The 14,953-nt window shown below is 69.6% G+C and carries 11 protein-coding genes; 3 read left to right on the top strand and 8 right to left on the bottom strand.

Translation table 11 applies throughout. The features are described from left to right. Window positions 1-194: 194 nt before the first annotated feature. The 3 genes from AMK34_RS33410 to AMK34_RS33420 form a co-directional block, all read right to left on the bottom strand. Entirely contained in the window at window positions 195-3,572 is a 3,378-nt protein-coding gene (locus AMK34_RS33410) for a pyruvate carboxylase (RefSeq protein WP_073848032.1), read from the bottom strand. 88 nt (window positions 3,573-3,660) lie between these two features. After that, the gene (locus AMK34_RS33415; RefSeq protein WP_073848033.1) at window positions 3,661-4,560 is read right to left on the bottom strand and encodes a S8 family peptidase; all 900 of its coding nucleotides are present in this window, start codon (window positions 4,558-4,560) and stop codon (window positions 3,661-3,663) included. Between the two features lie 69 nt (window positions 4,561-4,629). Further along, a complete protein-coding gene (locus AMK34_RS33420) occupies window positions 4,630-5,790 on the bottom strand; it encodes an erythromycin esterase family protein (RefSeq protein ID WP_073848034.1) in 1,161 nt (386 codons plus the stop codon). Between the two features lie 31 nt (window positions 5,791-5,821). On the opposite strand from AMK34_RS33420, the gene AMK34_RS33425 reads away from it, so the two are divergent. The 3 genes from AMK34_RS33425 (at window position 5,822) to AMK34_RS33435 (ending at window position 8,147) form a co-directional block, all read left to right on the top strand. Beyond that, entirely contained in the window at window positions 5,822-6,430 is a 609-nt protein-coding gene (locus AMK34_RS33425; RefSeq protein ID WP_073848035.1) for a TetR/AcrR family transcriptional regulator, read from the top strand. 423 nt (window positions 6,431-6,853) lie between these two features. Further along, window positions 6,854-7,357 carry a hypothetical protein gene (locus tag AMK34_RS33430; protein WP_143202696.1) on the top strand — a complete coding sequence of 168 codons (504 nt, stop codon included), beginning with the start codon at window positions 6,854-6,856 and terminating at the stop codon, window positions 7,355-7,357. 382 nt (window positions 7,358-7,739) lie between these two features. Then, a complete protein-coding gene (locus tag AMK34_RS33435; RefSeq protein WP_073848037.1) occupies window positions 7,740-8,147 on the top strand; it encodes a hypothetical protein in 408 nt (135 codons plus the stop codon). Here AMK34_RS33435 and AMK34_RS33440 read toward each other — a convergent pair. The 5 genes from AMK34_RS33440 to AMK34_RS33460 all read right to left on the bottom strand — a co-directional run bounded on the left by AMK34_RS33440 (window position 8,137) and on the right by AMK34_RS33460 (window position 14,908). Next, window positions 8,137-8,640 carry a GNAT family N-acetyltransferase gene (locus tag AMK34_RS33440; RefSeq protein ID WP_073848038.1) on the bottom strand — a complete coding sequence of 168 codons (504 nt, stop codon included), beginning with the start codon at window positions 8,638-8,640 and terminating at the stop codon, window positions 8,137-8,139. The genes AMK34_RS33435 and AMK34_RS33440 overlap by 11 nt on opposite strands. Window positions 8,641-8,642: 2 nt before the next feature. After that, the gene (locus AMK34_RS33445; RefSeq protein ID WP_073848039.1) at window positions 8,643-10,706 is read right to left on the bottom strand and encodes a caspase family protein; all 2,064 of its coding nucleotides are present in this window, start codon (window positions 10,704-10,706) and stop codon (window positions 8,643-8,645) included. Then, window positions 10,703-11,083, bottom strand: coding sequence for a hypothetical protein (locus AMK34_RS33450; RefSeq protein ID WP_073848040.1), 381 nt, complete (start codon window positions 11,081-11,083; stop codon window positions 10,703-10,705). The genes AMK34_RS33445 and AMK34_RS33450 overlap by 4 nt, the downstream gene beginning before the upstream one ends. An 83-nt stretch (window positions 11,084-11,166) precedes the next feature. Beyond that, a complete protein-coding gene (gene recG, locus AMK34_RS33455; protein WP_073848041.1) occupies window positions 11,167-13,320 on the bottom strand; it encodes an ATP-dependent DNA helicase RecG in 2,154 nt (717 codons plus the stop codon). A 4-nt stretch (window positions 13,321-13,324) separates the two neighbouring features. Further along, the gene (locus tag AMK34_RS33460; RefSeq protein WP_073848042.1) at window positions 13,325-14,908 is read right to left on the bottom strand and encodes a DAK2 domain-containing protein; all 1,584 of its coding nucleotides are present in this window, start codon (window positions 14,906-14,908) and stop codon (window positions 13,325-13,327) included. Window positions 14,909-14,953: the final 45 nt, after the last annotated feature.

Here is a 14,953-nt window from a genome sequence, read left to right on the forward strand (position 1 = left end):
TCCGAGCCAGACCCCGCCAGAACTCCATCCACACACATCATCATCACTGTGGCTTTCGCGACACCATCGCCCCGCCACTGCGCGTGAAGGCCCCCTTTCCTCGTCCATCCATGCCCCCGCCGCCGCCCTCAACGGGCGCGCTGACGCGCGGCAGGACTGAACTCGACCGAGGGAAGGGGGCCTTCACGGGCAAATCACTCCAGGACGAGCAGCAGGTCCCCGCCTTCCACCTGCTGGACGGCGTTGATCGCGCGCCGCGACACCTTGCCGCCGGTCGACGCCGTGATCGACGCCTCCATCTTCATCGCCTCGATGGTCGCGACCGTGGCACCGGCCTCGACCTCGTCGCCCTCGGACACCTGCAGCGTGACCACACCCGCGAACGGCGCGGCGATCTGCTTCGGGTCGCCCTTGGCGGCCTTCTCCGTCGCCGGGATGTCCGACGCGATCGCGGTGTCGCGGACCTGGATCGGGCGCAGCTGGCCGTTGAGCGTGGACATCACCGTGCGCAGCCCGCGCTCGTCGGCCTCGCCGATGGCCTCCAGCTCGATCAGCAACCGGACACCCTGTTCCAGGTCGACCGAGTACTCCTCGCCCGGCCGCAGGCCGTAGAAGAAGTCCTTGGACGGCAGGACGGAGGTGTCACCGTACTGCTCGCGGTGCGCCTCGAAGTCCTTCGTGGGCCCGGGGAACAGCAGCCGGTTCAAGGTCTGGCGCCGGTTCTCCGCCAGTCCCTTGTGGTCCTCTTCGGACAGTTCCTGCACCGGCTTCGGCTGCGCGCGGCCTTCGAGGGCCTTGGTGCGGAACGGCTCCGGCCAGCCGCCGGGCGGGTCGCCCAGTTCGCCGCGCAGGAAGCCGATCACCGAGTCGGGGATGTCGAACTTGTTCGGCTCCGCCTCGAAATCCGAGGGCGAGACACCCGCGCCGACGAGGTGCAGCGCGAGGTCACCGACCACTTTGGACGAAGGCGTGACCTTGACCAGGTGCCCGAGGATCTTGTCCGCGGCCGCGTACATCGCCTCGATGTCCTCGAACCGCTCGCCGAGGCCGAGCGAAATCGCCTGCGTGCGCAGGTTCGACAGCTGACCGCCCGGGATCTCGTGGTGGTACACGCGCCCGGTCGGCGACGAGAGCCCCGCCTCGAACGGCGCGTAGATCTTGCGCACGCTCTCCCAGTACGGCTCCAGGTCGCCGATGGCCTGCAGATCCAGCCCGGTCGGCCGGTCCGAGTGGTCGGTGGCCGCGACGAGCGCGGACAGCGACGGCTGCGACGTCGTGCCCGCCATGGACGCGACGGCACCGTCGACGGCGTCCGCCCCGGCCTGGATCGCGGCGAGGTACGTCGCCAGCTGCCCACCCGCGGTGTCATGCGTGTGGATATGCACCGGAAGGTCGAATTCCTTGCGCAGCGCGGAAACCAGCCGCACCGCCGCCGGCGCCCGCAGCAGGCCCGCCATGTCCTTGATGGCCAGGACGTGCGCCCCCGCGCCGACGATCTGCTCCGCCAGCTTGAGGTAGTAGTCCAGCGTGTACAGCTTTTCGGCCGGGTCCGACAGATCCGAGGTGTAGCAGAGCGCCACCTCGGCCACGGCGGATCCGGTCTCGCGGACGGCTTCGATCGCCGGGCGCATCTGCTCGACGTCGTTGAGCGCGTCGAAGATCCGGAAGATGTCGATGCCGGTCGCCGTCGCCTCCTCGACGAAGGCGTTGGTCACCTCGGTGGGGTACGGCGTGTAGCCGACGGTGTTGCGGCCGCGCAGCAGCATCTGCAGGCAGATGTTCGGCACCGCTTGTCGCAGCTTCGCCAGCCGCTCCCACGGGTCTTCGGCGAGGAACCGCAGCGCGACGTCGTAGGTCGCGCCGCCCCAGCACTCCAGCGAGAGCAGCTGCGGCGTGGTCCGCGCGACGACCGGCGCGACGGCGAGCAGATCCTTCGTCCGCACGCGGGTGGCGAGCAGCGACTGGTGCGCGTCGCGGAAAGTGGTGTCGGTGACGCCGATGGTCGGCGACTCCCGCAGCCAGCGGGCGAAGCCCTCCGGGCCCAGTTCGGTGAGCTTCTGCTTCGAGCCGGGCGCCGGTTCGAGGCCCTTGGGCAGCTTCGGCAGTTTCACCTGCGGGTCGAGGGTGCGCGGACGCTCGCCGTGCGGCTTGTTGACCGTCTTGTCGGCGAGGTAGGTCAGCAGCCTGGTCCCGCGGTCGGCCGAATGGCGCGCGGTGAGCAGATGCGGGCGCTCCTCGATGAACGACGTCGTGACGCGGCCTTCGCGGAAGTCCGGGTCGTCGAGGACGGCCTGCAGGAACGGGATGTTCGTGGCCACACCGCGGATCCGGAACTCGGCGACCGCGCGGCGGGCGCGGCCGACGGCGGTCTTGAAGTCGCGGCCGCGGCAGCTGAGCTTCACCAGCAGCGAGTCGAAGTGCGCGCTGATCTCGGTGCCGGCGAACGCCGTCCCGCCGTCGAGGCGGATGCCGGAACCACCGGGCGAGCGGTACGCGCTGATCATCCCGGTGTCCGGGCGGAAACCGTTGGCGGGATCCTCGGTGGTGATGCGGCACTGCAGGGCGGCGCCGCGCAGGTACACCTTGTCCTGCGACAGGCCGAGGTCTTCGAGTGTCTCGCCGGAGGCGATGCGCAGCTGCGACTGGACGAGGTCGACGTCGGTGACCTCCTCGGTCACCGTGTGCTCGACCTGGATACGCGGGTTCATCTCGATGAAGACGTGGTTGCCGTCCCGGTCGAGCAGGAACTCGACGGTGCCGGCGTTGCGGTAGCCGATCTGGCGGGCGAACTTCACCGCGTCGGCGCAGATCCGGTCCCGCAGTTCGGACGGCAGGTTCGGCGCCGGGGCCAGCTCGACGACCTTCTGGTGCCGCCGCTGGACCGAGCAGTCGCGCTCGTAGAGGTGGATCACGTTGCCCTCGCCGTCGGCGAGGATCTGGACCTCGATGTGGCGCGGCTCGACGACGGCCTTCTCGATGAACACCGTCGGGTCGCCGAAGGCCGACTCGGCCTCGCGCGCGGCGGCCTCGATGGACTCGCGCAGCTGCGCGGGGTCCTGGACGCGGCGCATACCGCGGCCGCCACCACCGGCGACGGCCTTGACGAACACCGGGAAGCCGATCTCCTCGGCCGCGGCGATCAGCGCGTCGACGTCGGAGGACGGTTCGGAAGAACCCAGCACCGGCACACCGGCGTCGCGGGCGGCCTTGACCGCGCGGGCCTTGTTGCCGGTCAGCTCGAGGATGTCCGCGCTCGGCCCGACGAAGGTGATTCCTTCGTCCTCGCACGCGCGCGCGAGGTCCGGGTTCTCGGAGAGGAAGCCGTAGCCGGGGTAGACGGCGTCTGCGCCCGCCTTCTTGGCGGCCGCCACGATTTCCTCGACCGACAGATAGGCCCGCACCGGGTGACCGGGTTCGCCGATCTCGTAGGCCTCGTCGGCCTTCAGCCGGTGGAGCGAATTGCGGTCTTCGTGCGGGAACACAGCCACCGTGCCCGCGCCGAGCTCGAATCCGGCGCGGAACGCGCGGATGGCGATCTCACCCCGGTTGGCGACCAGTACCTTGCGGAACATGCCGGTCCTTCCCATCATCGGATCGGTAGGTGAGGCACGTTACCTGCTCGCTCCCGCAGGGCGGGAGTTGTTGCCCAGGTGATGGACATCATTCCTGGCCGAGTTGCGCTCCGGGACTCTGCAGCAACCTGTTCGCGGTGCCCTCGTGGACCCCGGTCAGCACGTCGACCGAAGCGAGGTCGACGAGGGCCTTCGCGACGTCCGGCGCCGAGGCGTCCGGGTGCAGGGCGCGGTACAGCGCGGCCACCCCGGCGACGTGCGCGGCGGCCGACGACGTCCCGCTGAGCACCCGGCCGCCGCTCCCGCCGGCGTTGGGTCCCGGCACGTCGACGCCGGGCGCGAACAGGTCGACGACCTCGCCGTAGTTCGACGTCGACCCGACCTGGTCACTGGCGTCGGTCGATCCGACGGTGAGCGCTTCGGTGACCCGGCCGGGTGAGAACTTCCCCGCGTCGGTGGCCTCGCCGCCCGCCGGGAGGGCGATCGGGACGACCGCCGCGAGCGCCCGGACGGCGGCGTCGAGCTGGTCGTTGGCCGCGCCGCCGATGCCGAGGACGGCGACGGCGGGCTGCCGTGCGTTCTGCGTCACCCAGTCGATACCCGCGATGATCTTGTCGGTCGCGCCGCCGCCCTGTGCGTCGATCACCCGGACCGGGACGATCTGCGCGGCCTTCGCGACACCGAAGGTCCTCGACGCGGCGACACCGGCCAGGTACGTGCCGTGACCGTTGGTGTCGGTGGTGTCCGTGCCGCCGTTCAGGAAGTCCTTACCGGGTTTGACGCGGCCGCCGAAGTCCGGATGCGCCGCGTCGACCCCGCTGTCGATCACGTAGACCGTGACGTCCTTGGCGTCGGTCTCGTAGTGGTAGAGCTGATCGAGACCGGTTCGCTGGTCGATCCGGTCCAGCCCCCAGTTCGGCGGGTTCTGCTGGACTTCCGTCGCGGAAGCGGGCTGCGCCACCAGCACCAGGAGCGCCAGCGCGGCCATGATCCGTACCAGTCGAATGATCATGTCTTGGCTCTACGCCTGTACCTGCGGGGCGGCAACCCCGGCGTGTCACCCGTTCGACTGGTCTTGGCCGATATGCGCGCTGACCGTCGACTTCGGGAAGCAGACCAGCGCGTCGAACGCCTCGACGACGTCGACGGGGTTGAACAGGTGCGCGTGCCGGATGCTCTGTGGTCCCTCGGTTCCACGTCGCGCGCGAAGGTCGACCAGGCCGGGGCCCTCGGCTTCGACGCTGCCGTCCGCCGGAGCGTCCAATTCCTGGCGGTACACGGTGAAACCGAGCCGCGCGGTCGCATCCGGCTTGAGCCCGGTGGTCTCGCCCTCGACCGCGGTGAGCCCGAGCGCGAAGTAGTCGTCGCCGAATTCGGCGGTCAGATGCGTCCCCGCCGACGGCGAGGTGAGGCCGGGGAACGGCGAGAACGGCACGCGCTGGAGGTGTCCGTTGTGGAGCATCACGACGATCTTCGTGTCGTCACCGTGAAGCCGCCGGATCAGCCGGACGGTGTCGGCCATGTACGCGTCGCGCGAACCGCTCTGCAGGGCGGGCGCGTCGCCGGACATCATCGCGGCGACCTCGGCGAGGTACGCGTCGACGCGTACCGCGCCTTCGACGTGGTGCTCCGCGACGGCGGTGTCCCCGTAGACGGGACGCAGCGAGGTGAGGTGGGTCTTGAGCCGCGTGAGCGCCGCGGTCGCCTTGTCCTTGGCCGCGTCGTCGAGGGCGGCGTACTTGGCGGGCGCGTCCGCGCTGCTGACCGAGGCGTATCCCTTGGTCGCCTCGATCGCCGCGTCGACGAGGCCCGCCGCATCCGGGTCCACAGTGGACAGATAGGCGCGGACGGCGTCGAGCGATGGCACCGGCGAGCCCGCGGAACTCGGTACGTCGAGGCCGCAGTACCGGACGTCGCCCCGTTCGCGCAGCCACGTCAGCATTTCGTGCGCCTCAGGGGACTCCCCGAGCGAGAACGTGAAGCCGTCGCGACCGATGTCGGCGACGTCCCCGGGCGCGCCCTTCAGCCAGTCTTCGACGAGCTTTCCTTCGGCGAATCCGGATTCGAACGCCAAGACCCGGAAGCCGTGGTGCTCGACGAGGTGCTGGAGCAAACGATTGCGCAGGTCGCCGAACTCGTGGACGTGGTGGTTGTTCTCACCGATGGCGACGATCTTGGCGTCTCCGACGAGTTCGGCGATCTTCGCTGGGTCTGACATACTGGCCACACTAACGCAACAGGAGTAGCAATTGGCAACCTCCGGCACCCAGCGGCCCGGCGGCCGGACCGAACGCACGCGCCAGGCCGTGCTGCACGCCACCCTCGATCTGCTGGCCGAACGCGGGTTCGGCGAACTGACCGTGGAGGCGGTCGCCGAGCGGTCCGGCGTGCACAAGACCACGGTGTACCGGCGCTGGTCCTCACCGGACGGTCTCGTCGCCGCCGCGCTGCAGATGGGCGCGGAGGACGACTGGAAGGCGCCCGACACGGGGTCGCTCGAGGACGATCTGTACGAGGTCGCGGCCGAGGTGGTGCGGTACTTCACCGAGCCCGCGCTGAAGGAGTTGCCGACGGCGTCGGTCCTGGCGGCCTTCCAGTCTCCGCAAGCGGCCGAGGCGCTGCACGACTTCTACGCCGACCGGCACGTGCGCATGGCGCCGATCGCGGAACGGGCCGTCGCGCGGGGCGAGATCCCGGCCGGCACGGATGGCGACGAACTGGTGCGGGCGGTGTGCGGGCCGATGTTCTACCGGCTCTTCCTGTCGCGGGAAAGTGTCACGGTGGCGGACGCACGGGTCACCGCACGGGCTGTGGCGGTCGCCGCGCGCGAAGGCGCCTTCGTTCGGTCACACGTTTAGTCGCGGAAATACGCGGTGGGGCGTGATCGGTTGTTGATGAAGGAATCGGGACGTTGAGTGTCCCGATTCCTTCATGGCCGTGGGTTATGTCGGCGATGGAGCTTGGTCGACGGAGGATCGAGAACACTCAACGTCCCCGATTTTCGCTGATCAAGGGCCATGCCTGCCATCCCTTGAGGGGTAAGCCAAACGTGTCGTGATTGCGGGCGGCCTGTTCGCCGGGGTGATGGGCAGTGCGAAGGCGTAACGCGCGTGCTCAGACACGGGACACGCGTGCCTGGATCCCGCACTCGGGTGTCCCGGCTCCACGCACACGAGATCCGCTTTCAAGCACGCGAGACCCGGCTCTGAGCACGCCACCGTTGGCTTACCTCTCAATAACCCGAATCGCCGCTAACGACCACCCGCCAGTTCGGTCTGGTCATGAGCAACGAGCGGCTTACCGGGGAGAAGGAGGTTTTCACTGCAGCGAAAAGGTGTGGTGATCGATTCGTGCGGCGGCGATTGTGGTTTCGTCAGCAACATCCACAGAGGGGAAATATCATGCGAACCAAGCATGTTGTCGTGTCCACGATTGCCGGCGTCGCGCTGGCGTTCGGCGTTACGACGGGGACAGCAGCAGCCGCCGACGGTGGCACGACCGGCGCGCCGGTCGTGCTGGGTGCCTGCCCGGATACCGGTAATGAGGTCAGCATCAGCGGCGGCTACGCCGAGTGGGACATCACGTGCGAAAAGGGCCGGGTGCACGTCCGGGGGCACGTCAAGGACACCGCGCTCGACGGCAAATGTGCGCGGGTGAAGGCCACGAACATGACCGGAGGCAAGACGAAGAAGGTGTCCGCCTGCGGCTGGGGCACCGACAAGAAGATCAACTTGGATCTCGGTAAAGGTAGCAAGGGAGCCGAGGTCTACCTGTACAAGTCGTGAGGCCCAGCCTGAGTTGATCGCGCAGGAGTGAACCCGGCCCGGATCCCCGAGCCGGGTTCACATACGGTGTCCGACTCCAGGACCAGACAAGTCTTTGACACCCCGGGACTCGATCTCGGCCAGATACCGCCCCAACCGACGGACGCCTCCCGCACAACCTGCGGAAACTCGGGAAGAACAGTCTTGGACACCTCTGGATAATATCTCAAGATAATCGAACCTGTGTTCGCAATTTAAGCGACAATGAAACCGGCGAAACAATACTGAAGGGTGATAGAGCCAGAAACGCCGCTACGCCCGAGCTCTTGAGGTCAGTTTTACCGTCAGCGCCGGGAACTTTCCGGGCCAGACTGGTTTCTCCGTGCCACGAGAGGGGACCGTCATGACCGAGGAAGTCCGGAAGCCGACGCGCGAGATGCCGCGCCAGCTCAAGTTCGTCCGCGTTTTCCTCTGGGTGCAAGCGGTCCTCAACATCCTCGTCAGCGTGCTCGTGACCGCGCTCGCGATCAACGAACTCGACCACGGCAACGAGGAAGCCGGCCTCGCCCTCGCGCTGGCGATCCTCGGTTTCGTCGTCGCCGCCGTGCTGATCGCTTGCGCGACAAGGATTTCCCACGGTTCGCCCTGGGTGCGGCCGACGGTCATCGCCGTGGAAGGGCTCTCCGTCGTCATGGGACTGATCAGTCTGGTCAACGGCGGGGCGATCACCCAGCTGATCGGCATGGGCATCGCCGTCGGCATCATCGTCACCCTCAACAAACCCGAGGAAACCGCCTGGTTCAAGCGCTGACGAGAGCGATCCGGTAGCGCACTTCGGCAAGCGGGACGTCCTCGCCGGGCATGGTGTCGGTCTTCGTCGCCCCGTCCGGCACCCATCCCCCGGCCGAGTAGAAACGCCGGGCGCGTTCGTTGGTTTCGAGCACCCAGAGCGTCGCCTCGCGGTGCCCCGAATCCCGCAGCGCGGCGACGGCGGTGTCGAGCAGCAGCCTGCCCAGTCCCGTGCCCCAGCGCGCCGGTTCGAGGTAGATCGCGCGCAGTTCCCCGCGGACCCGGTCGACGGCGGTGAAGCCGAGGAGCTTTCCGCCTTCGACCAGGACCAGGATGTCGCCCCGGTTGGCGGGATCGGCGAGCGTCCGCTGCCAGCGGGCCGCCCGTCCCTCGACGGACAGATCGCGAAGGTAGAGCTCGGGCAGCAGGCCCTGGTACGCCGACTGCCACGACCGCACGTTCACCTCCGCGATGGGCCAGGCGTCCTCGACGGTCGCGAGGCGGATCGTGGCCATCGTCAGCTTTTCACTTCGCGGGCGGCGAAACCGGTCACGACGGCCAGCGCGAGCACCGCCCCCAGCGCGATCCACCAGCCGGCGCCGGTGACGCTCGAACTGCTCGGCATCGCGTAGGAAAGCACGCACGCCATGACGATGCCGCCTCCGGCCACCCCGCCGAGGAAGGCGATCCCGAAGGCCGCCGGCCGCAGCAGCACACCGAGCAGCGTCCCGATCAGGAGCACCACCGAGACCACGAGGTAGATCGCCGCCTCGTCGGCCCGGCTCGACGAGTAGTCGAGCAGTTCGACGGCCTCCGCCACCAGCCCGGCCGTACCGGCGGCCCCGGCCACGAGGGCCGCGATGGCGAGCCCGCCCCTCGGCTTCCCCAGCCCGAGACGGAAACTCCGGTCACGCCGCACCGAGATCAGCGCGCAGACGGCCCCCGCGAGCAGACAGCCGTCGGTGAGGACCAGCAGCACCGGCCCGGACGGGATCGCCGAAAGCAGCGCGAGCCCGCACAGCGCTCCCGGCCCCACCAACCGGCGTGTGGCAGGCAGGAACATCATGATCCCCGCCGCGATCGCGAAGATGCCGAGCGGTACGACCGTCCAGCCGCCGTCTTCGAAGAAGTCCTCCATGCTGCGGCTGAGCGCGAGACTGATAGGCAGCAGGTACACCGCGGCAGCGAACGCGAGCACACTCGCGGCGACGGCGAACGGCTCGAACTTCGGCGCGGCTTCGACCGGCCGCACGGGTTCCACGACCGTCGCTTCCTGGATCTCCACGGGCGGGGCGGGTTTCGGAGCCGGTTCGGGCCGCGACGGCGGCACCGGCGCGGGTTCCGCGACCACCTGGCCCTCGACCCGTACCACGACCTCGCCGGTCGGTCCGGTCACCGTGATCCGCCCGTCGAACGCCCCGAGTTCCGACAGCTCCAGGGAGATCTCGGCCCCGTCGGCGTCCTCGGTCACCCGCAGCCAGGAATGCGACGAGGCGAAGTGGCACGCCCGCGCGATCGGCGGCCCGGCCAGCCGGACGCGCGCCACCGGCCGCGTCCCCCGGACGACCTCGCCGAACCGGACCACTTCGGACTCGGCCCGCACCCGCGCTTCGGCCCGCGCCAGTTCGGCGGCCTCGGCGATATGCCGGATGTCGGTCTGCGCCATCGTCGTGAGGACCTCGTGCGCGCCGATGGCGACCGACAGGTTCTCACTCGTCAGCCGTCGCTGGAGTTCGGTCACCGCGCCGAGGCGGGTGAACATGTTGGGATCCTCGCTCGCCGCGCGCAGATCGGCCGGGACCGGCGACGGTTTGATCCGGCGGCGCCTGCTCCTGGCCAGATACAGCTCGCCCTGCATCTCGATGTCACGACTGGGTGTCTGATTCGGATTCCGCTCCCGGACACTGTCGAACAGGTAGTCGTAGAGCTCGCTGAGCGCGATCCAGCCGTCCTCGTCGCGGTCCGCGTCGCCCGTCCGCAGCCCGTCGACCAGTGCCGAGGTGAACACCGACGGCCGCGCGTGGTCGTCGGCGAGGTGATCACCCTCGAAGGCGTACTCGATGGAGTTCGACGCGGTGATCACCGCCCTGCCTCGGCCGCCGAAACCCCCGCCGGGGAACGCGTCGAGCACGTTGGCCTCGCCGGTGGCGCGCACGGCGACCCCCTGGCTGAAAGCGCCGCCGTAACAGCAGTCCAGCAGGAGGACGATGCTGCGCGACCGGCTCATCCGCATACAGCGCTGGACGAAGTCGGCGGGGACGGCGGTGGACGCGAGCCGCTCCGGCCGGGTGTTGCGGGCGGCGAAGAACAGCTCGCCCGATTCGCTTTTCAAGCCGTGGCAAGAGAAATGCACCAGCAGGACGTCGTCCGGCGCGCTGTCGGCGAACAGATCCTCGACCCGGCCCGCGATCACGTGCGCGGTCTCGTCGCGTACCACCTGGACGTCGAACTCGCTGACGGCACGGTCCGCGAGGACCTCGGCGAGCGCCTCGGCGTCGGCGGCCGGGGACCGCAGCGCGCTCAGCCCGGGGTTGTCGTACTCCCCGTTGGCGATGATCAGGGCCCGCCGTTCGCCGGTCATGACGACGAATGCCTGCTCACGAAGAGATCGACGAGTTTGTCCTGATCGGTGAGCGTCGCTTCGGACAGCTCCAGCACGTCGCCGTCGATCTCCAGCCGGACCGTGCGCTTCACCCGTCCGCCGCGCGAAAGCCATTCCCGCACGGCCGTCACGACCGAGCGCAGGCCGTCGGCGGACTTCCCGAGCGTGACGAGCAGGCCGCCCGCGGTCGCCACGTCGAAGCCCCGCGAGCCTGGTGGCGCCTCACCGGCGGGCAACGCCTTGACGTCGGAAACGCCGCGATCGATCAGTTCCCCTCGGAGGTACCCGGCGAGCCGCTCGACCCGTTCCGCGTCGGCCCCCTCCTCACCGAGCTGGACCCGCACCGCTGCTGTCATCCCGGCCTCCCTCGCCCGTACGGATCGAGGAAAACCCCTCGGCCCGTCCGGCGGCAAGGTCCGATCGGGCAGAGATGTTCACGTCAGCTTTTTTCCAGGTACTCCACACGATCTTCGTCGACGACGTCGGCGATCATGTGCGCCAGCCCCAAGTAATTCCCCAAGGCCGGGTCCTTTTCGACGATTTCCGACGCGCGGGCCCTCGCCTCGGCGATGACCTCCTCGTCCTGCAGCAACGAAAGCAGCTTCAGCGTCGACTTCTTCCCCGACTGCGCGGCGCCGAGGATGTCGCCCTCGCGGCGCAGTTCCAAGTCCATTCTGGACAGTTCGAAACCGTCCGTCGTGGACTCGACGGCGGCGAGCCGCTCGCGGGTGGTCGTCCCGTCCAGGGTCTCGGTGACCAGCAGGCACAGCCCCGGCACGCTGCCCCGGCCGACCCGGCCGCGCAACTGGTGCAGCTGGCTGATGCCGAAGCGGTCGGCGTCCATGATCACCATCGCCGTCGCGTTCGGCACGTTCACGCCGACCTCGATCACGGTGGTCGCGACGAGCACGTCCAGGTCACCTTTGGCGAACGCCTGCATCACGGCGTCCTTGTCGTCGGCGGGCATCCGGCCGTGCAGGGCGCCGATCTTCAGCCCCTTCAACGGTCCTTCGGCCAGCTCGGGCGCCACGTCGAGGACGGCGAGCGCGGGCCGCTTGTCCCCCTTGTCCGAAGCAGGTTCGTCCCCGATACGCGGGCAGACGATGTACGCCTGATGGCCCTTGCCGCATTCCTCGCGGACTCGCTGCCATGCCCGGTCCAGCCACGCGGGCCGTTCCGCGACCGGCACCACCGACGTCTTGATCGGCGACCGGCCGGCGGGCATCACGCGCAGCGCGGACGTCTCCAGATCGCCGTAGACGGTCATCGCGACCGTGCGCGGGATGGGTGTCGCGGTCATGACGAGGACGTGCGGGCTGGTCTCGTCGGAACCGCGGGAACGCAGCGCGTCCCGCTGCTCCACGCCGAAGCGGTGCTGTTCGTCGACCACGACCAGGCCGAGATCCGCGAAGGACACGGTGTCCTGGATGAGCGCGTGCGTGCCGACGACGATCCCGGCCTCGCCGCTGACCGTCTCCAGCAACGCCTTCTTGCGTTCCTTGGCGCCCATCGAACCGGTCAGCAGGGTCACGCGCGTCGCGTTCTCCGCGCCGCCGAGTTCGCCCGCCTGCCCGAGGTCGCCCAGCATCTCGCGCAACGACCGGGCGTGCTGCGCGGCGAGGACCTCCGTCGGCGCGAGCATCGCCGCCTGCCGTCCGGAATCGACGACCTGCAGCATGGCGCGCAACGCGACCACCGTCTTGCCGGAACCGACCTCACCCTGCAGCAGCCGGTTCATCGGATGCTCGGTGGACAGATCGCGGGCGATCTCTTCGCCGATCTCCTGCTGGCCCGACGTCAGCGCGAACGGGAGCCGCTGGTCGAAGGCGTCGAGGATGCCGCCTTCGGTGTGCGGGCAGGCTTTCGCGGGCCGCGAGACCAGGGAATGCCGTCGCTGCGCGAAAATCAGCTGCACCGCCATGGCTTCGTCCCATTTGAGCCGCCGGCGCGCGGAGTTCAGCGCGTCCCAGCCCGACGGACGGTGGATACCGCGCAGCGCGCTTTCCAGGCTGGGCAGGCCGTACTGGGCGAGCAGCTCGATCGGCATCGGGTCCTCGTCGACCTCCAGCACGTCCAGCACCTGCCGGACGGCCTTGGCGATCACCCAGGTCGGGATCCCCTGCGCCGCCGGGTACACCGGGATGATCTCGGCGAGGAAGTCGTCCATCGCCTCGGCCTGCCGGTCGGCGTCGAACAGTTCGTATTCGGGGTTCGCCAGCTGGAGGACGTCGCGGAAGGCGGTGACCTTGCCCGCGAACAGCCCGTTCTTGCCGGGTACGAGCTCCTTCTCGCGCCAGGCCTGGTTGAAGAAGGTGCACTGCAGACGGCGTTTGCCGTCGGTGATCACCATTTCGAGCAAGGTGCCGCTGCGCGCCTTCATCCGGCGCTTGTTGACCCGCTCGATCCGCGCCATCACGGTGGCGTGCTCGCCGAGTTCGAGACCGGCGATGTCGGTGAGCTGCCCGCGCTCGGCGTAGCGGCGGGGGTAATGGCGCAGGAGGTCGCTGACCGTCTCGATCTTGAGGCCCTTGGCCAGCGCCTTCGCCGTCGCCGCGCCCACGACCAGCTTGAGGTCCGCGCGCAGGTTGGTCATGCGGTCACTCCACCCCCATCAGCAGCACGGCGTCGGACTGACCGCCGGCGTAACTCGTCAATTCGACCTCGGGATGCTCCACGCGGAGCTGATCGGCCAGCTCACCGGGCAGCCGGACCGGCGCGTCCACGCCGGTCAGCACGGTGACCAACTCGCCGCCGAGGGCCAGCATCCGGTTCAGCACACCGACCGCAGCCGCGACCAGGCTCGTCTCCGAGGCGGGCGCGGGCTCGATCGACACGACCTCGCCGTCGACGAGGCCGACGACGTCACCGGCCTGCGCCCGGCCCACCCAGGTTAGCGACTCCTCCTGCGCGATCCGCAGTTCGCCACGCCTGGTCGCGGCCGCCGCTTCGGCCATCGCGACCACGTCGTCGTTGGTGCGGCGGTCCTTGTCGTGGACGGCCAGCGCGGCGAGCACCTGGACGGGTGAAACGCACGGGATGACGACGACGTCGCGATCCGCCGCCATTGCGTGCCCGGCCGCCGCGTCGGCCGCCGCGGTCAGTCGCTGACCGCCGGGAAGGACGGTGACGTGATGGCCGGCGGCCTCGTTGATCAGGCCCAGCATCTCCTCGACCGTCGGCTCGCTCCCCTGCGGGACCGAAAGCACCGCGACCCCCTCCGCGCGGAGGAGTTCGGCCAGCTGCCCGCCGTGGACCACGGCGACCACCGACCGGTCGATCCCGCCACCGACCTCGACCGGGGTGGGCGTGATCAGCGGCTCGACCCGGACGCGGCGTGGGCGGCCCAGCTCGATCCCGGCCTCCAGCGCCGCGCCGATGTCCGCGCAATGGACATGGACGGCGTACGCGCCCGCGCCGTCCCCGGCGACCGTGACGCTGTCGCCGAGGCCGCTGAGGGTCTTGCGAAGCCCAGGGAGGCTGCCTTCGTCGACGCCGTCGAGCAGGTACATGACCTCCCACGCGGTCGGCGCGTCGATCGTGTGATGGTGATGCGCTTCGAGCGGGTGCTCCGGCTCGGTGAGGCCGCCGGAGATCACGCCGGCAAGGGCGTCGAGGACCGCGACCAGGCCGCGGGCGCCCGCGTCGACCACGCCGGCCACCGCCAGGACGGGCAGCTGCTTCGGGGTCTCTTCGAGCGCTTCGGCGGCGACGCGCGCGGCTTCGGCGGCCACCTCTTCGAGTGAGCCCGTCGCGTCGCGGACCGCCGCCGCGACGGTGTGGAGAACGGTCAGGATGGTCCCGGCCACCGGACGGCTCACCGCGCCCGTGGCGGCCCGGTCCGCGCAGCCGAGCGCCTCCGCGAGCCCGGGCCCGTCGAGCTCCCTCGCGGCCGCCGACTCGGCGATCCCGCGCACGACCTGCGACATGATCACGCCCGAGTTGCCCTTGGCCGCCGCGACCGCGCCCTTGGCGAACGCCGCCAGCGCCTCGGCGGTCGTCGCGGGATCGGCCTCCGCCAGCGCGTCGCGGGCCGCGGTCATGGTGAACAGCAGGTTGGAGCCGGTGTCAGAGTCGGCGACCGGGTAGACGTTGATGCCGTCGATCGCCGGCCGCAGCACGGCCAAGCTGTGCACACAGGCCGCGGACCAAGCCGAGACCGCCGCCACGTCCAGCACCCGCACCCCGTAACCTCCTACCTGTTCCAGCGAGGGTATCGACCCGGTGCC

The sequence above is a fragment of the Amycolatopsis sp. CB00013 genome, from assembly GCF_001905755.1.
GTDB lineage: Bacteria > Actinomycetota > Actinomycetes > Mycobacteriales > Pseudonocardiaceae > Amycolatopsis > Amycolatopsis japonica.